This is a genomic window from Peribacillus faecalis (genome assembly GCF_014712675.1).
Taxonomy (GTDB): Bacteria; Bacillota; Bacilli; order Bacillales; family DSM-1321; genus Bacillus_AD; species Bacillus_AD faecalis.
In genome coordinates this window covers 137136-164007 of record NZ_JACXSI010000012.1, presented here as the reverse complement: position 1 = coordinate 164007, position 26872 = coordinate 137136, and the positions used below count along the sequence as shown (strand labels likewise).

The following is a 26872-nucleotide window of genomic DNA, read 5'->3' as shown; positions in this document are numbered from 1 at the left end:
TTATAAAGCAAACAGTCAGGTCAACCAATGTTAGATTGTAGCAATCGCTTACTTTAATATCCCTTTTCTGAAACCTTCTGCAACCGCATGTGAGCGATGATTGACACCGAGTTTTCTTATAGCGGCGGTCAAATAATCACGGACTGTGAAAACACTAATGTTCATCATTGATGCCATTTCTTTAATGGCGTAACCATTGGCTAAATGTTGTAAAACTTCTATTTCTCTTTTGCTCAAAACGGGATTTAACTGGGGAAGATGAGATAAACTGTGGAATAGCTGCTGGAAATAGTGAAAGATTTGCTTTAATTGCTGATCATCAAAAGGCTGCTTTCCGGTGTATCGATCAATGAAAGCACAGCCAACGACGGTATGCTGCTTACTGATTGGTATGATGGCCAACGATGTTAAGTCGAAATAGGGCTCATATTCCGGGGGTAGTGTGTACTGCAAGTTTTCATTTTTAATATACAACGGCTGATTATGGGTGATGGCATAGTGAACGAGCGGGAAAGTACGAATATCTTGCTTCAGCCAAGACATTTTGCTTAATTTGTCTTTTTCGATTTGGTAAACCCCTTCTCCGATGAAATTGATATGCGAGAATGAGAAGAGTGAGGCTCTTTGGAAAGGGAAATATTCGATGCAGCCGCGAATCATCATTTCGATTTGCTTTTCGGCATTTTTAATTGATGCGACATCTTTCATATAGTCTTTGAGTGTTTGACTTAGCATTCGACGATTTTCCCCCCTATATTTTCAGATATTCATATACATATAAGTTCATATTACAATACTTGTAAAGCGCTTACAATACGATGCGTCAATATGAAGGGAGAAGTTGCTATGTCTAAGGAGAGAGTGATCATCACAACTAGTGCGAAAGGATTAGATGAGGAATCATTTCCTTACAAATTGTATCAAAAGGCAAAGAAATTCGGCATTTGGAATCCTTCTGATATAGATTTTACACAAGATGCGAAGGATTGGGCGGAATTAAGCGATGCGAAGAAGGCCGGCATTTTGCGGCTGATTGCTCAGTTTCAGGCTGGTGAAGAAGCGGTAACACTTGATTTATTGCCGTTAATCATGGCGATTGCCAAGGAAGGTCGTCTGGAAGAGGAAATGTTTCTGACTACGTTTCTCTATGAGGAAGCAAAACATACGGAGTTTTTCAGGTTAGTTTTGGATGCAATTGGGGAGAAAGACGACCTCTCACATTTGCATACAGGAGCATATAAGGAAGTATTTTATGAAGTGCTGCCAGAGGCTATGGAGCGATTGAGTGAAGACCAATCTCCTCGGGCTCAGGCAGAAGCGGCAACCGTTTATAACATGTTTGTAGAGGGGGTTCTCGCTGAAACAGGTTATTTCTCCTTCTATAATGCGTTGGAGGAAGCGGGCATAATGCCAGGGTTGCTGAAGGGCATCGGCTATTTGAAAAAAGATGAATCGAGACATATCGCTTATGGCACGTATTTGCTGCAAAGATTGATTAAAGAACAGCCGGAATTGTTCGATGTTGTCACACAGAAAATGGAGGAATTGGCAGTCTATGCTTATAAAATTAATCAAGAGGGAGCAGAAGCGAGTGAAGATCCGGATAATAACCCGGAGCTGACTTTGCATTTTATGATGCAGCAGCTGTCTGTCCGTATGCAAATTTTAGCGAGGGCTAAAGATCAGGAAGTTGATGAAATTTTGATTGATATTTAATTTGAATAAGCAGATGATGGGGCTGCTCTACAGTCAGCAATGACTTTTGGAGTAGCTCTTTTGGCTTGTTTTATGTCATTCCCGATAGGAAAAGGTCGATAAATGGCATATGATGGTATCCTTTTTACTGCCATTCTTTCTGGCGAAAGGACAAGCATCATCTGTGACGGGTAATACTCTGATACATATAAAGAGGGAATACCGCATTCGGGAATTTATGTAGGGGATAAAAAATTTATTAGTGCAACAAGCATCGGCAATTATTAACCGCATTTTAAATCATAAACCGAAGAAGCTGGAGTATTTCCAGGATGTTAATGGAAAACATACTTTTGCGAAGGATATCGCTGCTATAAAAGAACTGGGTGTCATCAACTGTTTCCCGGACGAGACATTCCGTCCGAATGAAAAGTTGACTAGAGCGCAAATGGCTGTAATTGTTAAGAATGAAATTTAATATTAAAACGACAGGAGTTGAAAGTGCCAACTCAAACCTGTTTATAAAGAGGTGCCTGAAATTGGGCTTATGACGCGATTGCAACAATGAACAGCATCGACCGTACAGGCGGTTTTCATACCGGGTGAGTGATTATGCAACTAGAGCAGACTTCACTGTGGCTGTCTATAATGGTATTCATGTAAAATAACGTGGAACGGCGGAACGACAATAAAATATCACATTAATAAGCAACTCAGGCCTGCAAAATAGTCTTCTTTTGACTTTTTTTGTAGGCTTTTTTATGCAAAAATCATGATAAAAAAGGACCGGTTCCGGTTTTTCTTTGCAAATAAGAAAATGAATATTTTGGAACTAAGATAGATGTCTAACCTTACACCTGCCATACTTGGTCCTTAGCTGCCTCCCCCAAGAAACCAAAAACGGGTTTCTCGTGTGATTCATCTTCGTCCTCCCGCATGTCTCCTTTTTCATCGAGGCGAATCTATGCAGCATATTCATGATAAAAAAGGACCGGTTCCGGTTTTTCTTTTTAATTTTTGGAAATGTCTCATAACTATTTTTTTTTTGCTAAAATAAAAGCATATTAATTTGGTTTTTATAAGATAGTAAATACATGAGTGAAAGTGAGCATTGTCGCAGGAGGGAGCTGTTTTTATGGATTATTATCGCAACAATAGTGAGGATGTTTTGAAAGCAGTAGGCAGCACAGAGGAAGGCTTATCCTCGGCTGAGGTAAAAGACAGGTTAACTCGGGACGGTTACAATGAGCTTGCTGCAAAGAAGCGGGATCCGATTTGGAAGCTGTTTTTGGATAACTTCAAAGATCCGATGGTAATTGTTTTGCTTATTGCTGCAATTGTTCAAATAGTTTTAGGTGAAATAATGGAATCGATTATTATATTTGCCGTACTGATAATTAATGCTGTTATTAGCGTTATTCAAACGAGGAAAGCTGAAAGCTCGCTTGATGCGCTTCGGCAGCTTTCGGCACCGGAAGCAAAGGTTGTGCGTGATGGCGTTAGACAAACATTGCCGGCGCGCGAGCTGGTGAAAGGCGACATTGTTCTGCTGGAGGCCGGGGATTATGTACCGGCTGATGGGCGGGTGCTGGAGTCCGGCAGCTTAAAGCTGGAGGAGGGCATGTTGACAGGAGAATCTGAGCCGGTTGAAAAGCATTCTAATATAATCGAAGGCAATGTTCCTCTGGGCGACCGCTTCAATATGGTATACAGCGGTGCAATGGTCGTATATGGCCGCGGTACAATTGTTGTGACAGGTACAGGCAGTGATACAGAAATCGGGAAAATTGCCGGCCTGTTAGAGAGTGCAGAGGAAAAGGCTACGCCGCTGCAACGGAAGCTTGAAGTATTCAGCAAGAAGTTGGGAGTAGCCATTCTTATTTTATGTATCGTCATTTTCGGGGTTGAAGCAGGAAGACTATGGTTTTCAGATAATACAGCTGATATGACAGTCGGTATTTTAAATGCATTAATGTTTGCAGTGGCAGTGGCAGTGGCAGCGATTCCTGAAGCTCTATCTTCAATTGTGACGATTGTGTTGTCTGTCGGGACGAGCAAAATGGCTAAGCAGCATGCTATTATCAGAAAGCTGCCTGCTGTAGAAACGCTCGGCTCGACTAGCGTTATTTGCACAGATAAGACTGGTACGCTAACGCAAAATAAGATGACGGTTGTCGATTATTATTTGCCTAAAGGAAAGAAAGAAAAATTCCCTAGTGATCCAAATGTTTGGACAGATAGTGAAAGAGCATTAATACATATAGCAGTTCTTTGCAATGATTCGCATATTAATGAAGAAGGCAAAGAGCTTGGCGATCCGACAGAGGTTGCGTTAATTACGTTTAGCAATAAGAATAATAAAAACTATAATGAAATCCGCGATAACTTTCCGAGAGAAGCGGAAATTCCTTTTGATTCTGACAGAAAGCTGATGACAACAATTCACATATTCAATCAGCAAAAGGCAATGCTTGTAAAAGGCGGTCCGGACGTGATGTTCGAGCGCTGCAGCCAAGTATTGATTGATGGCGAGAAGCAGCCGTTCACTCGTGAAATTCTCCAACGTTTTCAAGAGGCGAATGAAGACTTTTCGAACAAAGCGCTTCGGGTTTTAGCTTATGGATATAAAGAAATACAATCAGAACAAATTGAGGTTGGCCTTGAGGATGAGTATGACTTAGTGTTGGTCGGATTGACAGCTATGATCGACCCTCCACGTGAAGAAGTTTACAGCTCAATTGAAGAAGCGAAGAAAGCCGGGATTCGTACGGTGATGATTACCGGTGATCATAAGACGACAGCACAGGCAATTGGCCGTGATATTGGCTTAATGGAGGAAGGTGACATTGCTGTAACAGGCCAAGAGCTGGATGCAATGTCAGATGAAGAGCTTGACCAAAAACTGAAGCACATTTCGGTTTATGCTCGTGTTTCCCCGGAAAATAAAATTCGGATTGTACGAGCTTGGCAGAAAAAGGGACGAATCACAAGCATGACTGGTGATGGCGTAAATGATGCTCCTGCTTTAAAGCAGGCAGACATTGGTGTAGCGATGGGAAGTGGTACCGATGTAGCCAAGGACGCAGCGGCAATGATTTTAACAGACGATAATTTCGTTTCAATCGTTAAAGCAGTGGCAGTTGGCCGAACGGTATTTGATAACATTAAAAAGGCGATTGCTTACCTTTTTGCCGGCAATGTCGGCTCCATCATTGCGATTTTATTTGCGATGATTATCGGCTGGGTTAATCCGTTTACAGCTTTGCAGCTATTGTTTATTAATTTGGTTAATGATTCTCTGCCTGCGATTGCTCTCGGGATGGAAAAATCAGAGCCTGATGTCATGAACCGGAAGCCGAGAGATATTCGCGAAGGCATCTTTGCCGGCGGAACTATGCAGGATGTACTATTGCGCGGCCTAGTCATCGGTATCGCCGTTATCATCTCGCAATACATCGGTTTGCAGCATTCAGAAGAAATCAGTGTAGCGATGGCATTCACAACATTAATTTTAGCCCGCACATTGCAAACGTTTGCCGCACGCTCCAATAAGCAAACGATTTTTGAAATCGGCTTATTCAGCAATAAATATGTTCTTGGCGCAGTGGGAGTTTGCTTAGTTTTATATACGATCACGACTTTGCCGGGAGCTCGCGATGTATTCTCGATTCCGGATACATTCGGATTCAATGATTGGGCGATTGCAGCTGGTCTTGCGGTTGGTGCAGTCATATTGATGGAGCTGAAGAAAGTCGTTATGCGTTTTGTCAAATAAGAAGAAAGCTGTGATGTTGTCGTCACAGCTTTTTTGCTTTTGTCACATGCCAATCCTCCTTCGCCAACAATATTAAAAAGAGTGAAAATAAGTTTTAATTATATTACTATAATATTATACATATATGAAGGAGCATTTTTATGAAGCTGAATAAAGATCGCAGACACTTCTTTTTAAGAAAAATTATCGAAGAGCATGAGGTTGAAAAGCAGGAACAGTTGGTGGAATTGTTGAATGCGAATGGTATGGAGGTCACACAGGCAACAATCTCACGGGATATTAAGGAGTTAAATTTGGCTAAGGTTCCAACAAAGAATGGGACTTTAAAATATGCTTTTATTACGAATAAAAATGTCGATGCTCAATATCAAAAATTACTTCGGAAAATTCAAGAAGTAGTAGAGAAAATCGATTGCGTCGATCATCTTTTAGTCATCCGTACAATACCAGGCAATGCCCATGTGATAGGCGCTTTGTTAGATGAAATGCAATGGGAAGAGATGATGGGCTGCGTATGTGGCAATGACACATGCCTAATTATCACCCGCACTGAACAGGATACAGAAACCCTTTATAATCGGTTAATAAAAAAAAGTTAGCAAATGGCTAACTTTTTTTTATGCTATTTTATGCATTCTGTATGCAGTAAAATGCAAGAATTTAACTTGAGGGATGAGTACGTCCTGTCAAGAAAACGCTTTCTTACCTGAGTTTCTCTATTTTGCCCACTTTTACAAAAGTATATGTTTACAAAAAACTGTATACTCTATTAAGTTTTACGTCAAATATTTAACGTTTTCTTTGTTGGATTAACCACAGTTTACTATTCCGAAATAACTTATTATTAGCTTGTAAGAACAATTCAGCTAGTCAAGGAGGAAACATCTGATGAACAACCCAATTCATGTAACATCAGAAATTGGTAAACTAAAAACTGTTTTACTGAAACGTCCTGGTAAAGAGCTTGAAAATCTAACACCAGAATATTTACCTCAACTGTTATTTGATGACATTCCTTATTTGAATGTTATTCAAAAAGAACATGACTTCTTTGCTCAAACGCTTCGCGATCAAGGCGTTGAGGTACTGTACCTAGATGACCTGGCAAACGAAGCTTTACATACTGAGGAATTGCGCACTGAATTTGTTGAAAGAATCTTAGTTGAATCAAAAGCACATGTTAATGGTTCTGCTAAGCTATTAAAAGAATATCTGCTTACTTTTGAAGGTATTGAATTAATTGAAAAAGTGATGGCGGGCGTTCGCAAAAATGAAATTGAAGCGAAAAAGAAAACACATCTATATGAGATGATGGAAGATCATTATCCATTCTATATGGATCCGATGCCAAACCTTTACTTCACTCGTGACCCGGCAGCTTCTATGGGTAACGGCTTGACTATTAATAAAATGCGTCAGCCGGCACGTCAACGTGAATCCTTATTCATGGAATATATCATTAAACATCATCCTCGCTTTGCAGGAAAAGATGTGCCGGTATGGTTAGACCGTAACTATGATTTCCCAATCGAGGGCGGCGACGAGTTAGTCCTAAGCGAAGAAGTCATTGCAATCGGTGTATCTGAACGTACATCTGCGAAAGCAATCGAACGTTTAGCGAAAAACTTATTTGCTAAACAAGATAAAATCAAAAAAGTATTGGCAATCGAAATTCCTAGATGCCGTGCATTCATGCACTTGGATACAGTATTCACAATGATCGACTATAACAAATTTACAATTCACCCAGGTATTCAAGATGCTGATGGCAGCATGAATGTATATACGCTTGAAAGAGGCATTGATCCTGAAAATGTAAATATTACACATAGCAGAGATCTGCATAAAACGCTTAAAGAAGCATTAAAACTTGATGAGTTAGTACTAATTCCTTGCGGCGGCGGCGATGAAATCATCTCAGCACGTGAACAATGGAATGACGGATCTAACACATTAGCAATCGCACCAGGTGTTGTTGTGACATATGATCGCAACTATGTATCAAATGACTTATTACGCAGTCATGGTGTGAAAGTAATCGAAGTCTTAAGCTCGGAATTGTCTCGCGGTCGTGGGGGCCCACGCTGCATGAGCATGCCGATTGTGCGTGAAGATATTTAATAAACTAACTTTTTGAAATAGGGCGGGCTCTATCAAAGGGCTTATGCGGCAGATTTAATACTAACAGGAGCTAACGAGACTAGCCTGCTTGCCGTTCCTTAGTATAGCGTCCGTCTACTAACTATGAATCTCTTGAAATAAAAAAATTAATCAATAAGGTGGGCAATAAACAATGTTAATGACTAAACCAAATTTAAAAGGCCGCAGCTTTTTAGCAGAAAAAGATTTTACAGAAGAAGAGTTCTTATATTTCATCGAATTAGCAGCTGATCTTAAAGATAAAAAGAAAAAAGGTATTCCACACCGCTATTTAGAAGGTAAAAACATCGCGCTTCTATTCGAAAAACCATCCACTCGCACACGCTGTGCATTCACTGTTGCAAGCGTCGATCTAGGTGCACACCCTGAGTACCTAGGTAAAGATGACATTCAACTAGGTAAAAAAGAATCTGTTGAGGATACTGCGAAAGTACTTGGCCGCATGTTTGACGGTATCGAGTTCCGTGGATTCTCTCAAGAAACAGTTGAAAGCTTAGCAGAACATTCAGGAGTGCCTGTTTGGAATGGTTTAACTGATGCTTGGCATCCAACACAAATGCTTGCGGACTTCTTAACAATTAAAGAGCATATCGGCCATTTAAAAGGCGTTAAATTCGTTTATGTCGGCGACGGCCGCAACAACATGGCTAACAGCTTCTTAGTTGCTGGTGCTTTAGTGGGAATGGATATGCGCATTTGCTCACCTGAATCATTATTCCCAGAACAAGAAATTGTTGATTTAGCGAAAGATATCGCGAAAAAATCAAACGGCCGCATCACTGTTACAAGTGACATTGACGCAGCTGTATCTGGCGCAGATGTTCTTTACACTGACGTTTGGGTTTCTATGGGTGAAGAAGATAAATTCGCAGAACGTATTGAATTATTGACTCCATACCAAGTAAACATGGAAATGATCGAAAAAACAGGTAATGAAAATGTAATTTTCTTACACTGCTTACCAGCATTCCATGACACAGAAACAGCTTATGGTATGCAAATGTACAAAGAACACGGTCTGAAAGAAATGGAAGTAACAGACGAAGTGTTCCGCAGCCGCCATTCTCATGTATTTGATCAAGCTGAAAACAGAATGCATACAATTAAAGCGGTAATGGCCGCAACTTTAGGCGATATTCAATAATTTACAAATAATGATGACAGGCAGTTACGGAATTATCCGCACTGCCTGTCTAAATAAAAAGAGGTGTAAGAATCATGTCTGACGGTAATAAGAAACTCGGTCTTTTTTCATTAATGGCATTAGTAGTCGGCTCCATGATTGGTGGAGGGATTTTCAATCTAGCGAGTGATATGGCATCAGGTGCCGGCGCAGTCGCAATTATCATCGGTTGGATCATCACTGGAATCGGGATGATATCCCTCGGCTTCTGTTTCCAAAACTTAAATATGAAACGACCTGACTTGGACGGTGGCGTATACAGCTATGCCAGAGCCGGATTTGGAGATTTCATGGGCTTCAACAGCGCATGGGGGTATTGGGTATCCGCATTTTTAGGAAACGTTGCTTATGCAACATTACTATTCTCATCAATCGGTTACTTTTTCCCTGTATTTGAGGGCGGTCAAAATATTGCATCTGTTATTGGTGCAAGTATTCTACTATGGTGCGTACATTTTTTAATTTTACGCGGTGTTCATTCAGCTGCAATTTTAAACTTAGTTACGACAATCGCAAAACTAGTACCGGTTCTTGTCTTCATCATTGTAGCAATTTTCGCATTTAATATTGATACTTTTGTCGGCAACTACTGGGGTGATGCAGGCTCATTCTCTTGGAGCGCAGTTGGATCACAAGTTAAAAATACTATGCTTGTAACATTATGGGTATTCATCGGTATTGAGGGGGCAGTTGTTTTCTCAAGCCGTGCGAAAAACCGTAAAGATGTAGGACGAGCTACTATTTTAGGTTTAGTAGGGACATTAATTATCTATATGCTGGTTTCATTATTGTCAATTGGGGTAATGAGTCAAGCAGATGTTGCTAATCTTCCCAACCCATCTATGGCTTACATTTTAGAATCTGTTGTTGGTAAATGGGGAGCTGTCCTGATCAATTTTGGTTTAATTATCTCTGTATTAGGAGCTTGGCTTGGCTGGACATTGCTTGCGAGTGAAATTCCATTCCTTGCGGCAAAAGACGGCATTTTCCCTAAATGGTTTGCGAAAGAAAATGTCAACAAAGCGCCAGTTAATGCACTTTGGTTAACAAACGGCTTAATTCAGCTGTTCATTTTAACTTTCATCATTTCAGATCAAGCATATCAATTTATGTATTCATTGGCATCATCTGCGATTTTGATTCCATATGCTTTCTCAGCATTCTATCAATTTAAATATAGTTTGCAAACAAAAGAAGCAGATCGCACGAAAAATCTTGTTGTTGGTTTAATTGCGAGTATTTATGGTGTTTGGCTTGTTATTGCAGCCGGTTTAAGCTACTTGCTGCTAACAATGCTATTGTTCGCACCTGGTATCATTGTTTTCCGTATTGTTCAAAAAGAAGAAAACAAAAAAATATTCACAAAACCAGAACTTATTGTGGCGATTGTATTCGTCGTATTAGCGGTATATGCGCTATTTGAACTAATTACAGGAAGCATTACAATTTAATATTAATGGAGGAATAGAGTTATGAAAAGAAAAGTGGTCATTGCTTTAGGCGGTAATGCGATTCAAACTGGAGATGCTAGTGCAGAAGCACAGCAAGAGGCATTAAATCGTACAGCGGAGCAATTAGTTGGCTTTATTAAAAATGATGTGGAAATCGTAATCGCTCACGGCAACGGTCCACAAGTTGGAAATATCTTATTACAGCAAAAAGCTGGAGATTGTGAAAAAAATCCAGCAATGCCACTTGATACATGCGGAGCGATGAGCCAAGGCATGATCGGCTACTGGATGGAAAATGCCATCGATAAAGCATTGAAAAGACATGGCATTGAAAAAGATGTTGCGACAATTGTGACTCGTGTCGTTGTCGACCAAAACGATCCGGCTTTTGAAAATCCAACAAAGCCAATCGGTCCTTTCTATTCAGAAGAGGAAGCGAAAAAAGCAATGGCAGAAAGCGGCGCAGTGTTCAAAGAAGATGCAGGTCGCGGCTGGAGACGAGTAGTTGCTTCTCCAAAACCAGTAAGCATTCATGAACATCATGTTATCAATAGCTTAGTAGAAGCAGGAATCATCACTGTTGCTGTCGGCGGCGGCGGAATTCCGGTTATTGAAACAGAAGAGGAACTGCAAGGTATTGAAGCGGTTATAGACAAAGACTTTGCTGCTCAAAAACTAGCAGAACTAGTAGATGCTGATACATTAATCATCTTAACAGGCGTTGATAATGTATATATTAACTACAACCAACCAAATCAACGCAAGCTAGAGGAAGTATCTGTTGCTGAGCTAGAAGAAATGGTGAAAGAAGGCCACTTCGCTCCGGGCAGCATGCTTCCAAAAGTTGAAGCAGCTATCAATTTCGCTAACAGTAAACCAGAACGCCAAACAATCATTACTTCTCTTGATAAAGCGTTCGAAGCTCTTGAAGGAAAAGCTGGTACAATCGTATCAAAAAAGGGATCGGCCGTTTTAGCTTAAATTAAATAACTGTTTGGAAGGGGCGCAGACTTGCGCCTCTTCTTTAACTTATTCATGACAATTACTGTGGAATTTTTGTCTCTACTTGCTTTTTAGTGAAGTATACTAGAACTATATTTGTATTTTATTTGTATACATTTTCAGGTATATACATTATTGAATTTTATTACTTTATAATAGTGATAGTTGCTTCAAAATTAAGCAAGGAAGTGTAAGTATGAATCAATATTCTATTAAGGATTTAAAAAAGTTCGATTTATTCTCTGACCTTTCTAACGATCAGCTACAACTCTTTAAATCAACCGTATATTGGAGAACGTATAAAAAGGGGCAATTTCTATTTATTGAAGATGACCCGCGTGAACGCATTTATTTTTTGCTGAAAGGGTTTGTAAAACTGACACGCACTAACCAAAGCGGAAAAATGACTTATTGCGATTATGTCAAATCTTTTACAACGTTTCCGTGCGGGGGGCTATTCACTGACTCGACATACCACTTTTCAGCTGAGGCTGTCACTGATTTGGAATTATTTTATTTACCTACAAAAGTTTTTGAAGAACATATTAAGAAAAACCGCAGTCAGCTGATTAAGATTGTAACTTCTCTTTCTGACATACTTAAAACACATGAGAACCGCGTTCAACAACTTGCGAATGCTCAGCAACGTGTTATACAAACGCTTACATATTTAATGTCGGACTTAGGCGTTTATGGCAGCAAAGATGAAATCATTATCGAGTGTCCTATTACAACTACTGAAATTGCTTACCTATCAGGGACATCACGCGAAACAGTAAGTCAAGTGTTGAAGCAACTAAAAGAAGAAGATATACTATCCTGTAAAAATAAAATATGGACGATACATAAGCCAGAAACAATTGATGAACTGGCAGGGTGAACACAAAAAGAGCTGCAGAGAGTTGCAGCTCTTTTTGTGGTATTAATAAGTTTTGTATTGACGTCTTGCGCCTACGCTTTTGGGTTATTCAACCTTGCCTCCGTCATTTGCTTCCAAACGGAGCCTTGTGCTTCTTCTCCGTTTTCTATACGGGCGATGGCCATTTTTACTTGCAAAGCCACTTCGAATTCCGGATCATTTTCTGCCTGCTTCAAGGCAGAAAGGGCACTTTCATCTCCTACTTCATATAGAAACATCGCAGCACGCCAGCGGACGAGCTTATTTTTATCTTGAAGTGCTTTTGCCATTTCACTCATCGCTTCTTCAAAGCCAAGGTCAGACAAACAATCGCCTGCCGTCCGTCGCACAGCCGGACTTGCATCGTTCAGTCCTTTATACAGCCCCGGCAAAACGGCTTTGTCTTTAATCATCCCTAAATAGACAACAGCCAGTCGGCGGATGGAAACTTTGCTGTCATCAAGTGCCTTTTCAAGAAGTGGAATGTCCTCAAGTTCAGGATCAGGCATTTGTTCGAGCGCTGCATAACGTTTTTCCCAGCTTTCATCGGTAAGCATGTCGGCAGTCAGCTTTTGCTGAGGCTTTCTCGTTAAAACTTTAGCAGACTTTTCATCAGCTACTGCTTCAGTGACAAGTGTATCTAACCTTTCCGTATGATAAGCAGCTGTCAATTCATCGGTCACTTCTTTTCCGATTGCATCCATATCACCATAGCGATAGCCATAATCAGCCCATTTACGTAGCATGACTATATTATCATCAGGCTTTTGCGCTTTTGCCAATGCTTGTATAAATTGCTCCGGTAATGCAAATCGTTTTTCCGTTTGCCCGTCATTCAACTTAATTTGCATAGGTATTCCTTTAAATTGCTGGACTTGTACGGCTACCTCTCCATATGTCTCCAGCATCACATTTTGTCGTTGTTCATCAGCGGATTCCTCGCCAAATGCTTGTCGGACAGCTATTAAAATATCTTTCCAATCGTACTTAGGATTTCTCTCGACAGCGAGGAAATCAGCAACGTGATAAATGCCCTTTACACCGTCAATTTCCAGCAGCTCCTTAATAAGCGCCGGTGCTTGTTCGGCATGTTCTTTCTTATAATTATTGCTCTTGCCAGCAGGCATTTCTTGGTCTAAATTTATTTTCATCGTATTTGGACTTGGAGTCGGTTCAATCGATTTGATGTTCATAGAATGCACCCCTTCTTTATTCGTATGAATCTGTAAGTTCATCTTATCGAAAGGCTGTCAGATAAAGCAAACAGCATGCTTTCAATTAATTAGAAACGGATTAATAGTCAGAAAGAATTTTTTTTTGTACTATTAAATCAAACCGACGAATATTGGTTAAATGATAGGGGGAGAATTATATGTCTAAACAATTTCAATTAACACGCGGCATGCTTTTAGATTTTGTAAACGGTTTAAATGAAGAAACAGCAAAGGTTCAGCCAAAGGGATTCAACAATAATATTCATTGGCATATCGGACATTTGCTAGTGACTGCAGAATCTTTTATGTTCGGCTATCCAAAAAACGCAGACAATGTACCAGCAGAGTATGCGGCTCTTTTCGGTTTCGGCACGAAGCCAGCTGACTGGCAAGGCGATGTACCATCAATTGAAACACTTGCAGGAGCTTTGAAGGAGCAAGCAGGGCGTTTAGCTGAACTTCCGGAAAGCTGCTTTGTTCATCCGCTTCCGTTCAAATTCCCGAAAGAGGGCATTGATACAGTCGGTGATTTATACGACTTGATGCTGCACCATGAAGCAGAGCATCTTGGACAAATGAAAGCGATGAAACGCATTGTAGAGGCTTAAGAGCCAACATTTTATAATCAAGCTTGGGGCGTAATGCTTCAGGCTTTTTCTGTCTTTAGCGAGCTTAGCGAAAGAGTTTTTTGATAATTCTGTACTTTATTTTCATTTAAACTAAACAATCTCTTATAATTTTGGTAAAATACTATTAAAAAGAGAGCAAGGAGACGCACTGAATGAATAGTCATGAATTGTCTATACGAGAGAAAAATATTGTGTTTATCGGTTTCATGGGTGTGGGGAAGACAACGATAGGCAAGCGAGTGGCTGAGAAACTGTATAGAAGTTTTATAGATGCGGATGATGAGATTGAAAAAGCATTTGGTATGCCGCCAAAAGAAGTTTTCGAAAAATATGGTGAGAAAACATTCCGCGATAAGGAACGCGAGATAATTACTCATTTGTGCACTGAGCAGAAGCTGCATATCATCTCGCTTGGCGGCGGAGCTTTCATGCAAGAGGAAATTAGAAAAGCTTGCTTGGAAAACTGCATCGTCATTTATTTAGATTTATCATGGGAACATTGGAAAGACAGAATCGGCTTGATCATTGACAGCCGACCTGTATTGCAAGGGCGTTCTTTGGACGAAATTGAAGAGCTTTTCTATAAAAGACAGGAATATTATGAAGTACACCATTCGAAAATGGAGACAGATGAGCAGGATCCCGAGGAAGTCGCAACCCATATTGTCGACTCTTTAAAACTAGCCTGGGAATTATATTAAATGATTTATTAGAGAGGGGCTTTCTGAACTTTTTGGAGGCCCTTACTTATATCAATTGGAGCGGAGGATGTCGGGATGCTGATAATCAAGAATGTGACAATCGGAGAAGGAAAGCCTAAAGTTGTTGTTCCTCTTGTTGGAAGAACAGAGAAAGAGATATTGAGGGAAGCGGCCGTTGTCAAAACGTATGAGCCTGATATTGTCGAGTGGCGTGCCGATTTTTTTGAAGAGGTAGACAATATAGCCGCAGTTTTGAAATTGGTTCAGAAGCTGCGCAACCTATTCAACGATGAATTGCTGCTTTTTACATTCCGAAGCGTCAAAGAAGGAGGCAATAGGGAAATTGATGAAGACTACTATTTCGATATGAATCAGCTTGTCATTCAGAGCGGTGTTGTGGATTTAGTTGACGTCGAACTGTTCAGTAAAGAAGAAACAGTGAAGGCTCTGACTGCGAAAGCGAATGAATTTGAAGTGTATATTATGATATCTAATCATGATTTTTCTAAAACACCTTCCAAGCAAGAGATTATTGCCCGTCTGGAAAAGATGCAACAGTATGGTGCCGACCTTTTGAAGATTGCCGTTATGCCTCAATCTGTCAATGATGTGCTGACATTGCTGGATGCGACTAATACAATGAAGCAGCAGTGCGATGCACCGATTGTGACAATGTCGATGGGGAATTTAGGTGTCATTAGCCGACTGGCAGGAGAAGTTTTTGGCTCAGATTTAACATTCGGAACGGTAAAAGCAGCCTCGGCACCGGGACAAATTCCGATTGGAGAATTAAAGTCTGCCTTGCATATAATACATAAGTACAGCAACAGCTAATAATGAAAAAGTTGCGATTTAATCGCTCTTTTGTTAAAATTATCTCGAATAGAGAATATTTAAAATTGAGATATTTCAATTAAATTATAGGTGTGAAAAAAATGAAAAAAGAGCTTTCTTTAAAAACGTTGATTGTATTTATGCGTGCTTCGCAGGCTGTACAAGATATTTTAAGAAGCGATATGGAGAAGTACGGTGTCAATTTGACTGAGTTTGCGGTATTAGAGCTGCTGTACCATAAAGGCGATCAGCCAATTCAGCATATCGGCAAAAAGATTTTGCTTGCAAGTAGCAGCATTACGTATGTGGTCGATAAATTAGAGAAAAAACAATTGGTAGAGCGCAAAGCTTGCCCGAAAGACCGCCGTGTGACGTATGCGGCAATTACCGAAAAAGGCAGGACGTTCATTGAAGAAATTTTTCCTCAGCATGAAGAAACGATTCAAGGAATTTTCGCTGATTTGACGGAAGAAGAATTGCAGACTACGATGACGCTGCTGAAGAAGATTGGAAAAGCAGAACAGTAATTATTTTTCAGGCGAAAGCCAGACAGTGCGGTTTTTTAGCCTGAAAAATTTTGAGTAAAAATCTCGAAATAGAGATATTTTGCTTTTAAGAAAGCATATTTTTGAACGAAGATAACTGTCTAACCTTACACCTGCCATGCTCGGAGGCCTACAGGATGTAGGTCATATCGGCGAAGGCATGCGGACGTGGCGGTTTTAGCCGATGTTCCTTTCTTAGACTTTGTCTAGCTGCAGCGGCCAGCCCTCGAGGTCATAAGCCCAATCACTCCAGAAATTTTACAATTTCCTACGTGATTCGACTTATGCAGGTCGGAGGCTCTCAGGATGAGAGTCACAGCGACGAAGATATGCGGACGTAGCGTCCTTAGTCGCTGTTCCTTACTTGCGGGCCGCTTCCGCATTTCGGTTCCCGCATGGCCCCTTTTTCATTGAAGTAAATCGAGGAGTAGGTTCAAAAATGAAAAAGAACCGGTGACGGTTTTTCGAAAGGGAGAGATAGAGATGAAGCACATTTTCCAAAAAGGAAAAGATGACTCGAAGTCGACGCTGCTCTTATTGCACGGGACGGGCGGAGACGAATACGATTTATTGCCGTTAGCGAAGATGGTCGATGAAGAAGCTTCTGTCTTGAGTGTTCGCGGCGAAGTATTGGAGCATGGGATGCCGCGTTTCTTCAGACGTTTGGCTGAAGGGGTATTTGACGAAGCCGATCTGATTGCTCGCACAGCACAGTTGAATGACTTTATAACAGAAGCTTCAGTAAAGTATAGCTTTGACAGAAATAATGTGGTGGCAATCGGTTATTCAAACGGTGCCAATATTGCGGCAAGCTTAATGTTCCATTATGAAGCTGCATTGAAAGGGGCAATTTTGCATCACCCGATGGTTCCGCGTCGCAGCATCGTATTGCCGAATTTAGCAGGAACATCTGTGTTTATCGCAGCTGGTGTCAATGATCCGATTTGTCCGGCTGCTGAGTCAGAGGAACTGGAAAAGATGTTGGCAAATGCAGGAGCAGCAGTTGCTGTCCATTGGGAGAGCAATGGACATTCGCTTTCGCGTACGGAAGTGGAAGCGGCTGGGAGATGGTATAAAAGAACTTTTTAAGCAAAAAAAACGGACACCCTGGGGTATCCGTTTTTTTTTCGAATATTGAGGCGACAAACTGCGGGCCACATCCCTGCATTTCCACTGAAGGAGTGTTTGTCGTCTTACACAATTAGCTCATCGCTTTGCTACTATAACATAGGAAATGTGATGAAAGCAAGTAATTAATTATTCGACAATACCTGTTCCTTTGCAATCAGGGCAATCCATTACGGCCGGATAAAGTCTTGTGGCACGCTTGAATGCCGTATAATAGGAAAATTCTCCGCCATCGATTAGTCGGATCAGTTCATTATCTAATCTTTCATAATCAGGATGGCTCTCATCAATAATCTTTCCATCAAAGCACATGCTGCAATTAGCCATTTATAGGCCTCCTTACACTATTAAATTTTGAACTTCGGTAGCTATCTAACCTTACACCTGCCATGCTAGGGGCCTACAGGATGTAGGTCACATCGGTGAAGGCATGCGGACGTGATGCCTTTAGCCGATGTTCATTACTTGTCCCAGCAAGAAACCAAAACCGGGTTTCTTGCGTGGGGCTCTCAGGATGAGAGTCACAGCGACGTTGCTACAGGACGTAGCACTCTTAGTCGCTGTTTCTTCTTAGGTTTTGTCTAGCTGCAGCGGCCAGCCCCTCGAGGTCATAAGCCAAATCACTCCAGAAATTTTACAATTTCCTACGTGATTCGTCTTATGCAGGTCGGGGCTGAACGGGCCGCTTCCGCTTTTCGGTTCCCGCATGTCTCCTTTTGATTTGCTACATATTTAAGAAGGTAATCATCTTAAACTGACTGCAAACCACTCAAAAGGACCGGTGACGGTTTTTCTTAATAATAAGGGAAAGGCGGATTGAAGTGAAAAATTATGCTTTTTCGATAATATGTTGTACACGGCCGACTTGTCCGTCTGTCAGCTCGACTTTAATGCCGTGGGGATGGGTGCTTGAGTTCGTTAATAGACGTTTCACTGTTCCACGAGTCAGTTTGCCGGTTCTCTGATCCTTTTTTAGCACGATATCCACCAATGCACCGGGTGAGATATTGCTTCGTTTTGTATGCTCCATAAGATGCACCTCCCAAAAGTATGTATGCTTCATTGTAGCAGGAAGCTAGAAAAAATGCTTCTTCTTTCAATGAATCCGGTTTTATTTATTAATTCCCTCTAACGTTTCCACTACACACATGTTAGTAAAAATATTCAGACTATTGCGTATATTTTGTTATGGATGTATAATTTCCCATAACGAATAAAATTTAACAACGAGGTGTACTATGAAAGCATTAGAGCGTTTCAGTCAATTTGTCAGCAATACATTTGCTGTATGGGTGCTTATTTTTGCAGCCTTTGCCTTCTTTGTGCCAAGCGGTTTTTCATGGATTGCGGCATATATCACAATATTATTGGGAATCGTTATGTTCGGGATGGGATTAACGATTTCTGCAGCAGATTTTAAAGAAGTATTTACGAGACCGAAAGATGTGGCAATTGGCGTTGTCGGTCAGTTTGTCATTATGCCGGGGTTAGCCTTTTTACTGGTCAAGCTGTTTGATTTGCCACCTGAAATTGCGGTTGGGGTGATTTTGGTAGGCTGCTGTCCCGGAGGTACGGCTTCCAATGTCATGACATTCTTGGCGAAAGGCGATGTGGCTTTATCGGTCACAATTACATCGATTACTACTTTATTGGCACCATTTGTAACACCAGCACTTATTTATTTATTTGCAAGTGAATATATAGATATTGCGCCAGCATCTTTATTTATGTCGATTGTAAAAGTTATTGTGATTCCAATTGTCCTTGGCTTTATTGTCCAAAAGCTGTTCAATAAACAGGCAAAAGCAAGTGTGAAGGTCATGCCGCTCGTATCTGTTATTGCTATTGTTGCTATTGTTGCGGCAGTTGTTGCAGCAAATCAGCAAAAAATTGCAGAAACAGGATTGTTGATCTTCGCGGTTGTTATTTTACATAATGGCTTAGGTTATTTAGTCGGTTACTTATTCGGTAAACTATTCGGCATGAACTTGTCGAAAAAGAAAGCTGTTGCTATTGAGGTAGGGATGCAAAACTCTGGATTGGGCGCTTCGCTTGCAGTCGCACATTTTTCGCCTTTGGCAGCTGTTCCAAGCGCCATCTTCAGTGTCTGGCATAATATTTCCGGGCCGATATTGGCGACAATTTTCAGCCGCATGAAGGATAAGAATGAAACGATTGAACAGAATGAATCGAAAACAGTTTAAGAATAGTAAGAAGATGACTTCGGAAAAATCCGGAGTCATCTTCTTTTAGGCGCATTTTATAGCCTTTTTTCTATTAGCGAAGGTGTTAGAGGAGATTGGTACAACATGCAAATGATATCTGCCATTTCTTCCGGGCTCTCCTTTTTACCGCCTTTAATCCATTCAAATAAAATATTGTGTATGGAACCTAAATAATGACAGGCCTCATACTTTTGCATTGCGGTTGTAGTATTCTTTTTAATTGATTTATTAATGTGTTCTAGCATAATATTTGTTCGATTGGCTTGCAATAAGCTTAACAAAAATTCCTCATGCTTTAGCCAATGCTGAAAGAAGGAAACGATAAATGTCCGCGTATCCTTAATAATATTAAGATGCTTCGTTTGTTCCTCAAACTGATAACCCAGTTCATCCATATATTGTGTGATTATATCCTCTTTCGAATTGTAATTACGGTAATAGGTGACGCGCGAAACGCCTGCTTTCTTCGCAATATCGGTAATCGTGATATCTTCATATTCTTTTTCCTTCATTAATTTAAAGAAAGCAGTAGCGATGCAATCCTTTGCAAACGCATTCGCTGAATTCCGTTCTTTTTTCATGAAACAAAACTCCCTTTTTTGTTACAGTTGCTGTTCAAACTATTGAGTTTCAAAATTATACTAATATAATGAATATCTAGTGTAACAAGTGTTACATTCGGAATCAACCAACAAAGATAAACATTTATGCGAAGGAGTATCCAACTGTATGATTAAAATATTAAAACATTTGCAGCTGAAGGAATGGCTGCTTATTTTAGCTAGTTTAGTATTCATCGTCGCTCAAGTCTGGCTTGATCTGAAATTGCCGGATTATATGTCGGAAATCACCGGCTATGTGCAAACGGAAGGCAGCACAATGAGTCAAATTTGGGAAGCGGGCGGTTATATGCTTCTATGTGCTTTAGGAAGTTTGGCGGCGGCATTTGTAGTCGGATTCTTCGCGACAAGAATTGCAGCATCATTTTCAGCACGCCTTCGTTCGCTGCTGTTCAATAAAGTAGAGTCGTTTTCAATGGCGGAAATTAACCGCTTCTCTACAGCAAGTTTAATTACACGCTCAACAAATGATATTACGCAAATTCAAATGATTGTGACATTCGGTCTTCAAGTATTGATTAAAGCACCAATTTTGGCAGTATGGGCCATTGTGAAAATTTCGGGCAAAAGCTGGGAGTGGACAGCGACTACTGCCGCTGCTGTCGGTGCATTATTATTGTTCGTTGTCGTAGTCGGACTGGTTGCCCTGCCTAAGTTCAGAGCAATTCAATCATTGACGGACAATCTGAACCGCGTTTCGCGCGAAAATCTGACAGGTCTCCGTGTCATACGTGCCTACAATGCAGAAGGTTACCAAGAAGAAAAATTTGAAGAAGCAAATGATATTTTAACGAGAACTAACCTTTTCACAAATCGTGTTATGGCAGGACTAATGCCATTCATGATGCTGATTATGAGCGGGTTGGGCTTAGCTGTTTATTGGATTGGTGCTCACTTGATTGAACAAGCTGAAATGACTGATAAAATCGGTCTGTTCAGCGACATGATTGTCTTTTCCGCATATGCTGTCCAAGTCGTGATGGCTTTCGTGATGATGACGGTTATCTTCATTATGATGCCGCGTGCAGTTGTAGCTGCTAACCGTATTAATGAAGTTTTAGAAACAGAGATATCAATTACTGACGGTTCAATCAATAATCAAATGCCTTCTAAACAAAAAGGCCATGTTGAATTCCGCAATGTAAGCTTCAAATATCCTGATTCAGAAGAATATGTTCTGAAAAACATCAGTTTCACAGCGAAAAAAGGTGAAACGGTTGCCTTCATCGGTGCGACAGGAAGCGGGAAAAGTACGCTTATTAACTTAGTTCCGCGCTTTTACGATGCTACAGAAGGAGAAGTGCTTGTCAACGGTATTAATGTTAAAGAATATAAGCAAACGAATCTTCACGATAAATTGGGCTATGTGCCTCAACGCAATGTGCTGTTCAGCGGCAGCGTGAAAGGCAATGTCGCTTACGGAGTAGGAAATGTATGCGAATCGGCTGTCAAAAAAGCAGTAGCGATCGCACAAGGAACAGACTTCATTGAAAAAATGGAAGACCAATATGAATCGCATGTCGCACAGGGCGGGGCAAACTTCTCCGGCGGACAAAAACAACGTCTAGCAATTGCACGTGCGATATACAGAAATCCGGAAATCTATATTTTCGATGATTCTTTCTCTGCACTGGACTATAAAACGGACCGCGTTCTGCGCGCCGCATTAAGAAATGAAACAAGTGAAGCGACAAACTTAATTGTTGCGCAACGAATCGGAACTATTATGGATGCTGATCAAATTATCGTGCTTGATGAAGGGGAAATGGTCGGCTGCGGTACACATCGAGAGCTGTTGAAATCATGTCCTGTGTATCAAGAAATCGCGTATTCCCAACTTTCGAAGGAGGAGCTAGAGTATGCTTAAAAAGAAAAAACACCAACATCCCGGCTCTTCTGATGAGCCAAAAGCAAGCTTCGGCGACACATGGGGCAAATTGATTGCTTACTGTAAGCCGTATTTGCCAGTTATTGTTTTAGCGATCGTGCTTGCGATTACCGGAACAATTTTCACGATTATCGGTCCGGACAAATTGAGTGAATTGACTGATCACGTTACAGCCGGATTATTCGGTTCAATTGATTTGGATGCTGTATCGAAAATCGGCTTTTTGCTTGTAGCTTTATATGGTTGCAGCGCATTATTTTCTTACATTCAAGGTTTTATTATGGCGACTGTGACACAGCGCGTCTCCAAACAGCTGCGTACAGATGTTTCAGAGAAAATCAACAAATTGCCGCTGAAATATTTTGATACACATAACTTCGGGGATGTTCTTAGCCGTATCACAAATGATATCGATATTATCGGACAGACGATGAATCAAAGTATCGGAACACTTGTCAGCGCTGTTACATTATTTTTAGGTTCGTTAGTGATGATGTTCACAACGAACGTCATCATGACTTTAACAGCGATTGCCTCAACATTAATCGGCTTCGGTTTAATGGGGTTGATCATTAAAAAGTCACAAAAATATTTCTTGAGCCAACAACAAGAGCTTGGTGCAATGAATGCTCATATTGAAGAAATTTATGCGGGTCACAACATCATTAAAGTGTATAACGGTGAAGCAGAAGCGAAGAAAACGTTCGATGAAATTAACGGACGTCTTCAAAACAGCGTGTGGAAATCACAATTCTTATCTGGGTTAATGATGCCAATCATGATGTTTATCGGTAACTTTGGCTATGTTGCTGTCTGTGTTGTCGGTGCAGCACTAGCGATGGACGGAAAAATTTCTTTCGGTGTTATCGTAGCCTTCATGATGTACATTCGCTTGTTTACACAGCCGCTTGCACAAATGGCACAAGCTGCTACTCAACTGCAGTCGACTGCTGCTGCTAGCCGTCGTGTCTTCGAATTTTTAGAAGAAGCTGAGCTAGAAGATGAAAGCCATAAAACAGCTGTACTGACTGAGGTAAAAGGCGACGTTGAATTTAAAAACGTTAAATTCGGTTACAACGAAGATAAAGTCATCATCAATGATTTCTCTGTTCATGCGAAAGCCGGGCAAAAGGTGGCTATCGTTGGACCGACCGGTGCCGGGAAATCAACAATGGTCAACTTGCTAATGCGTTTCTATGAAGTGAACAGCGGTGAAATCAAAATCGACGGTGTACCGACGCATACGCTTACTCGTGAAAATGTCCATGATTTATTCTGTATGGTATTACAAGATACATGGCTGTTCGAAGGAACAATTAAAGAAAACATCATTTATAATAAAAAAGGTGTGACAGATGAAGAAGTGGTGCGCGCCTGTGAAGCAGTCGGCATTGATCACTTTATTCAAACGTTGCCGCACGGTTATGACACGGTATTGAATGATCAGCTAAGCTTATCAGCAGGTCAAAAACAATTGCTGACGATTGCCCGTGCAATGGTAGAAAACGCGCCATTATTGATTCTGGACGAAGCGACAAGCTCTGTCGATACACGCACAGAATTGCTGATCCAGCAAGCGATGGACAAATTGACAGTCGGACGCACATCATTTGTTATCGCCCACCGCTTATCGACAATTAAAAATGCTGACCTGATTCTAGTAATGAAAGACGGTGACATTATCGAAAGCGGCAACCACGATACATTGCTTGCAAGACAAGGCTTCTACGCTGATCTGTACAATAGCCAGTTCAGTGAAGGTACATTTGAAGAAGAAATGGTCGTTTAAAGCTTAATAGATTAATAGACTCTCCTGGGAGATTGCTTCCGGGGGAGTTTTTTTGTAGCAGGAGTTCGGTTGGACTGATTGATTGGAAATGGGGCTCGATTATTTTTGAAAGTGGACTGATTTGATTAGAGTCTGGTCTTGTCTGTTATCTATAAGGATTTATGAGAAGAAAGTATTTTAATCATTTGAGTAAGAAAATTACCAAAAATGTTGTTTATTTACAGTTGATGTAATATAGTACATTATAACAGTAATGCACTGAGGTAGTTGGAGGTGTTGGCATGATTTTAAACAGTGATGATTCAAAACCGATTTATGTGCAAATTGCCGAATGGCTGGAAACGGAAATATTAAGCGGCCATTTTCAAGTAGATGACAAAGTGCATTCGCAATATCAGCTGGCGGAAATGTTTACGATTAATCCGGCAACAGCCGCGAAAGGACTGAATTTGCTGGCAGAGGACGAAATTCTTTATAAAAGGCGGGGACTCGGAATGTTCGTTGCGGATCAGGCAAGGGAAAGAATTTTGCAGAAAAGAAAAGAACAGACGTTGAAGAAATTAATAGCTGATTTAGTCGATGAGGCAGAACGTCTTGATGTCGATGAGGCGGAGCTGATTTCGATGATTCAAAATGTCAGAAAGATGAGGGGGAAATAGCGTGGCGATTATTCAATGCAATGATTTAGTGAAAAAGTATCGAGGCAATAAGGCGTTAAATGGATTTACCTGTGAGATTAAAGAAAATAAAATAACTGGCATTATCGGCCGAAACGGGGCAGGAAAGACAACATTCTTAAAAATTATTTCCGGCTTCTTTCAGGAAAGTGCCGGTGAAGTGAAAGTATTTGGCGAGAGACCATTTAATAACCTGAACGTATCAGCTAATTCAATTATGGTCGATCACGAAATGCCGCTGCCGACAATTTTGAAGCTAGGCGAAATTTTAGAAGAAGCGAGCCGTTTTTATCCGAACTTCGACCGTAAGTTGGCGTTTCGACTGTTGTCTTACTTTTCGCTCGATGAAAAATTGTACGTTAATGATATGTCGAAAGGGATGAGAAGTACGTTTCACAGCATTATCGGCCTGTCTTCGCGCTGTGCGCTCACGATTTTCGATGAACCGACACTCGGTATGGATGCAGCGGTGCGAAAAGATTTTTACCGTGCGCTATTGAAGGATTTCATCGCGTTTCCACGGACAGTTTTATTTTCAAGTCACCATTTGGAGGAAATAGAGGATTTGCTTGAGGACGTTTTATTGATTGACAAAGGCAAAAATCAATTACATATCTCGATAGATGAAATGAAAGAGTGGGCGATTGCTGTACAGGGACCAACTGAGAAAGTAAAAGATTGGACGGCGAATCGCGAAGTACTATTTGAGAAGCAACTTGGTGGCAGCATGACGTATGTTGTTGTGGATAATAATTTGTCAGAACAGGAACGTGAGTCGATAAAAATGAACGGTTTGACGGTACTTTCAGTTTCTGCGACTGATTTATGCGTGTACTTGACGAATAAGAGTAAAGGAGGAATTGATGATGTCTTTCGTGCAAACGACGAAGAGTGAGATTGTGAAGAAGCAATATTTGTACAAGCTGAAGGCGTACAAAGGATCATACAGTTCGCTGATGGCTGTTCAGATAATTGGTTTATTGTTTTCAACGACGGTATCAGGCAGCATGGGTGGTTCATCCTCAGGTGATTTTTCATATGAGTTCGATATTTATTCGACTAATATGGTATTTGCTTTTACTTTGTTATGGGCATTTGTAACAGGCATGACGATTACATCTAAAAACTATCGATATGATGATTTCTCCTTTGTTGCTAATCGTCAAACAAGCAATCTTTCAAATATGTTATTTTTACTTTCAATAAGCGCAGTTGCAGGGGCGACAGCTATTTTGATAGGGTTTGCATATCGTTTGTTATTCCCATTAGTTATTTCAGCTGAAATATTATCAGCGCCTTACACAGTTACAAACTTAGCTGTCGGCATTATGGCAACTGTTTTGTATTGCCTTTTACTAAGTGCGTTAGGCTACCTTGTCGGAACTATCTCCCAATTGAATAAAGCCTTTAAATTTATTCTGCCGATTTTACTGATTGGCATGCTGTTCGCAAATTCTGAGATGATAAGTTCAATGCTGCAATTTTATCTTATGGAAACATCGTTTTTAAATTTTATGTTTAAAGTGATCATCCCGACTTTTATCTTTTTTCTACTAGCGAGCGTCATTTCTAATCGAATGGAGGTTAGGAAATGAGTATCATATTGGTGATTCTTTTATTTTCTATTTTGCTTTTCTTTGTTCAAATTTCGAAAAAAGCACTGTTTTTGAAAAACGTTAATATTGTTTTGGGCAGTTATATTTTTAGTTTAGTCATTTTTACAATCGTCTACTTTATTTTGTCGAAACCAGATGTTCAAATAAAAGCACTCCAATATGAAGGGCAGTATGAGGAGGAATATGAGAAGGTCTATACCGATTTAGAAAGCGGAAGAATTGAACAACTAGAAGACTATATTATCGATGAGCAATCTTTTGAATACAGCGGTAAAGAGCTGATTCTCGAGCAATCACCAGACATGAATGAGTGGTATGTTGCTTTTATTGAGATAAAGGATGAGAATGATGGAATCGTTAATGTCAAACAACTGCATACGGGTGCATATGTGAGTGATATAGATGTTTCAGGTTATCTAAAACCGGCGAAACTTAAATTGGAAGATGAACAGTTAATGTTTTATAGCTCAGAGCCAGTGTATTTAAAAAGAATAGCCTTTAACAAAGAATATCCGATTACACAGTTTTCGGGGGATAAAGATACTGCTCTTAGTTTCAGTGGTTCTAATATAGGAAGCATCGTCACATACATTCAAGTACCAAAGAATGTTGTGGTTAAAAATGAAACGAGATTTGAGACGCAGTATGTTGAGTGGTAAGGTTATAAATTAGCAATCGAGGTCACTAGACCTTTCATTGCCTTTTCTTCTTGCAAATAATTCGTCCGACACTGTAACTAAATTTCCAAAGCTATTATAAGGGAAGAGGCTCGCTTTAATTGATAAGCGAGTCTGTTTTATTGACGTGAAAGATTGCTAGAATTAATATTAGTTAGTAAAACT

At 40.5% G+C, this 26872-nt stretch carries 26 protein-coding genes; 21 read left to right on the top strand and 5 right to left on the bottom strand.

The window, feature by feature from the left end:
* Positions 1-48: 48 nt before the first annotated feature.
* Entirely contained in the window at positions 49-735 is a 687-nt protein-coding gene (locus IEO70_RS06530; RefSeq protein WP_190997556.1) for a helix-turn-helix transcriptional regulator, read from the bottom strand.
* A 93-nt stretch (positions 736-828) separates the two neighbouring features.
* Here IEO70_RS06530 and IEO70_RS06525 point away from each other — a divergent pair, with 93 nt between their 5' ends.
* The 9 genes from IEO70_RS06525 (at position 829) to IEO70_RS06485 (ending at position 12146) form a co-directional block, all read left to right on the top strand.
* Positions 829-1716: a R2-like ligand-binding oxidase gene (locus IEO70_RS06525; protein WP_190997555.1), complete on the top strand. Its 888-nt coding sequence runs from the start codon at positions 829-831 to the stop codon at positions 1714-1716.
* A 241-nt stretch (positions 1717-1957) separates the two neighbouring features.
* A complete protein-coding gene (locus IEO70_RS20180; RefSeq protein ID WP_328820882.1) occupies positions 1958-2173 on the top strand; it encodes an S-layer homology domain-containing protein in 216 nt (71 codons plus the stop codon).
* 657 nt (positions 2174-2830) lie between these two features.
* Positions 2831-5470: a cation-translocating P-type ATPase gene (locus tag IEO70_RS06515; protein WP_190997554.1), complete on the top strand. Its 2640-nt coding sequence runs from the start codon at positions 2831-2833 to the stop codon at positions 5468-5470.
* Between the two features lie 146 nt (positions 5471-5616).
* The gene (gene argR / locus IEO70_RS06510; protein WP_190997604.1) at positions 5617-6069 is read left to right on the top strand and encodes an arginine repressor; all 453 of its coding nucleotides are present in this window, start codon (positions 5617-5619) and stop codon (positions 6067-6069) included.
* Positions 6070-6358: 289 nt separating this feature from the next.
* Positions 6359-7591, top strand: coding sequence for an arginine deiminase (gene arcA / locus IEO70_RS06505; protein WP_190997553.1), 1233 nt, complete (start codon positions 6359-6361; stop codon positions 7589-7591).
* A 172-nt stretch (positions 7592-7763) separates the two neighbouring features.
* Complete coding sequence (gene argF, locus IEO70_RS06500; protein WP_190997552.1) at positions 7764-8774, top strand: ornithine carbamoyltransferase; 1011 nt, start codon at positions 7764-7766, stop codon at positions 8772-8774.
* Between the two features lie 74 nt (positions 8775-8848).
* The gene (gene arcD, locus IEO70_RS06495; RefSeq protein WP_190997551.1) at positions 8849-10264 is read left to right on the top strand and encodes an arginine-ornithine antiporter; all 1416 of its coding nucleotides are present in this window, start codon (positions 8849-8851) and stop codon (positions 10262-10264) included.
* A gap of 21 nt (positions 10265-10285) precedes the next feature.
* Positions 10286-11245 carry a carbamate kinase gene (arcC, locus tag IEO70_RS06490; RefSeq protein ID WP_190997550.1) on the top strand — a complete coding sequence of 320 codons (960 nt, stop codon included), beginning with the start codon at positions 10286-10288 and terminating at the stop codon, positions 11243-11245.
* A gap of 217 nt (positions 11246-11462) precedes the next feature.
* The gene (locus tag IEO70_RS06485) at positions 11463-12146 is read left to right on the top strand and encodes a Crp/Fnr family transcriptional regulator (protein ID WP_190997549.1); all 684 of its coding nucleotides are present in this window, start codon (positions 11463-11465) and stop codon (positions 12144-12146) included.
* A 71-nt stretch (positions 12147-12217) separates the two neighbouring features.
* Here the strand turns inward: IEO70_RS06485 and IEO70_RS06480 are convergent, their stop codons facing one another.
* Positions 12218-13357 carry a conserved virulence factor C family protein gene (locus tag IEO70_RS06480; RefSeq protein WP_190997548.1) on the bottom strand — a complete coding sequence of 380 codons (1140 nt, stop codon included), beginning with the start codon at positions 13355-13357 and terminating at the stop codon, positions 12218-12220.
* Positions 13358-13536: 179 nt separating this feature from the next.
* On the opposite strand from IEO70_RS06480, the gene IEO70_RS06475 reads away from it, so the two are divergent.
* The 5 genes from IEO70_RS06475 (at position 13537) to IEO70_RS06455 (ending at position 17176) form a co-directional block, all read left to right on the top strand.
* Complete coding sequence (locus IEO70_RS06475) at positions 13537-13986, top strand: DinB family protein (RefSeq protein WP_190997547.1); 450 nt, start codon at positions 13537-13539, stop codon at positions 13984-13986.
* Positions 13987-14159: 173 nt separating this feature from the next.
* Complete coding sequence (locus tag IEO70_RS06470) at positions 14160-14708, top strand: shikimate kinase (protein ID WP_190997546.1); 549 nt, start codon at positions 14160-14162, stop codon at positions 14706-14708.
* Positions 14709-14783: 75 nt separating this feature from the next.
* A complete protein-coding gene (gene aroD / locus IEO70_RS06465) occupies positions 14784-15542 on the top strand; it encodes a type I 3-dehydroquinate dehydratase (protein WP_190997545.1) in 759 nt (252 codons plus the stop codon).
* Between the two features lie 101 nt (positions 15543-15643).
* Positions 15644-16069, top strand: coding sequence for a MarR family winged helix-turn-helix transcriptional regulator (locus IEO70_RS06460; RefSeq protein WP_190997544.1), 426 nt, complete (start codon positions 15644-15646; stop codon positions 16067-16069).
* A 501-nt stretch (positions 16070-16570) separates the two neighbouring features.
* Positions 16571-17176, top strand: a complete 606-nt coding sequence (locus IEO70_RS06455) for an alpha/beta hydrolase (protein ID WP_190997543.1) — start codon at positions 16571-16573, stop codon at positions 17174-17176.
* Between the two features lie 168 nt (positions 17177-17344).
* Here IEO70_RS06455 and IEO70_RS06450 read toward each other — a convergent pair whose 3' ends face one another.
* Positions 17345-17542: a hypothetical protein gene (locus IEO70_RS06450; protein WP_190997542.1), complete on the bottom strand. Its 198-nt coding sequence runs from the start codon at positions 17540-17542 to the stop codon at positions 17345-17347.
* Positions 17543-18044: 502 nt separating this feature from the next.
* Positions 18045-18245, bottom strand: a complete 201-nt coding sequence (locus IEO70_RS06445; RefSeq protein WP_190997541.1) for a YwbE family protein — start codon at positions 18243-18245, stop codon at positions 18045-18047.
* Between the two features lie 208 nt (positions 18246-18453).
* Here IEO70_RS06445 and IEO70_RS06440 point away from each other — a divergent pair, with 208 nt between their 5' ends.
* Complete coding sequence (locus IEO70_RS06440) at positions 18454-19419, top strand: bile acid:sodium symporter family protein (RefSeq protein ID WP_190997540.1); 966 nt, start codon at positions 18454-18456, stop codon at positions 19417-19419.
* Positions 19420-19475: 56 nt separating this feature from the next.
* Here the strand turns inward: IEO70_RS06440 and IEO70_RS06435 are convergent, their stop codons facing one another.
* Positions 19476-20021, bottom strand: coding sequence for a TetR/AcrR family transcriptional regulator (locus IEO70_RS06435; RefSeq protein WP_190997539.1), 546 nt, complete (start codon positions 20019-20021; stop codon positions 19476-19478).
* A 148-nt stretch (positions 20022-20169) separates the two neighbouring features.
* On the opposite strand from IEO70_RS06435, the gene IEO70_RS06430 reads away from it, so the two are divergent.
* The 6 genes from IEO70_RS06430 to IEO70_RS06405 all read left to right on the top strand — a co-directional run bounded on the left by IEO70_RS06430 (position 20170) and on the right by IEO70_RS06405 (position 26689).
* A complete protein-coding gene (locus IEO70_RS06430; protein ID WP_190997538.1) occupies positions 20170-21927 on the top strand; it encodes an ABC transporter ATP-binding protein in 1758 nt (585 codons plus the stop codon).
* Positions 21920-23737, top strand: a complete 1818-nt coding sequence (locus IEO70_RS06425; protein ID WP_190997537.1) for an ABC transporter ATP-binding protein — start codon at positions 21920-21922, stop codon at positions 23735-23737. The genes IEO70_RS06430 and IEO70_RS06425 overlap by 8 nt, the downstream gene beginning before the upstream one ends.
* A 281-nt stretch (positions 23738-24018) precedes the next feature.
* On the top strand, positions 24019-24396 hold the full coding sequence (locus tag IEO70_RS06420) for a GntR family transcriptional regulator (protein ID WP_190997536.1): 378 nt from the start codon (positions 24019-24021) through the stop codon (positions 24394-24396).
* Between the two features lies 1 nt (position 24397).
* Entirely contained in the window at positions 24398-25309 is a 912-nt protein-coding gene (locus IEO70_RS06415; protein ID WP_190997535.1) for an ATP-binding cassette domain-containing protein, read from the top strand.
* Entirely contained in the window at positions 25278-26009 is a 732-nt protein-coding gene (locus tag IEO70_RS06410) for a hypothetical protein (protein ID WP_190997534.1), read from the top strand. The genes IEO70_RS06415 and IEO70_RS06410 overlap by 32 nt, the downstream gene beginning before the upstream one ends.
* Positions 26006-26689, top strand: coding sequence for a hypothetical protein (locus IEO70_RS06405; RefSeq protein WP_190997533.1), 684 nt, complete (start codon positions 26006-26008; stop codon positions 26687-26689). The genes IEO70_RS06410 and IEO70_RS06405 overlap by 4 nt, the downstream gene beginning before the upstream one ends.
* Positions 26690-26872 lie beyond the last annotated feature (183 nt).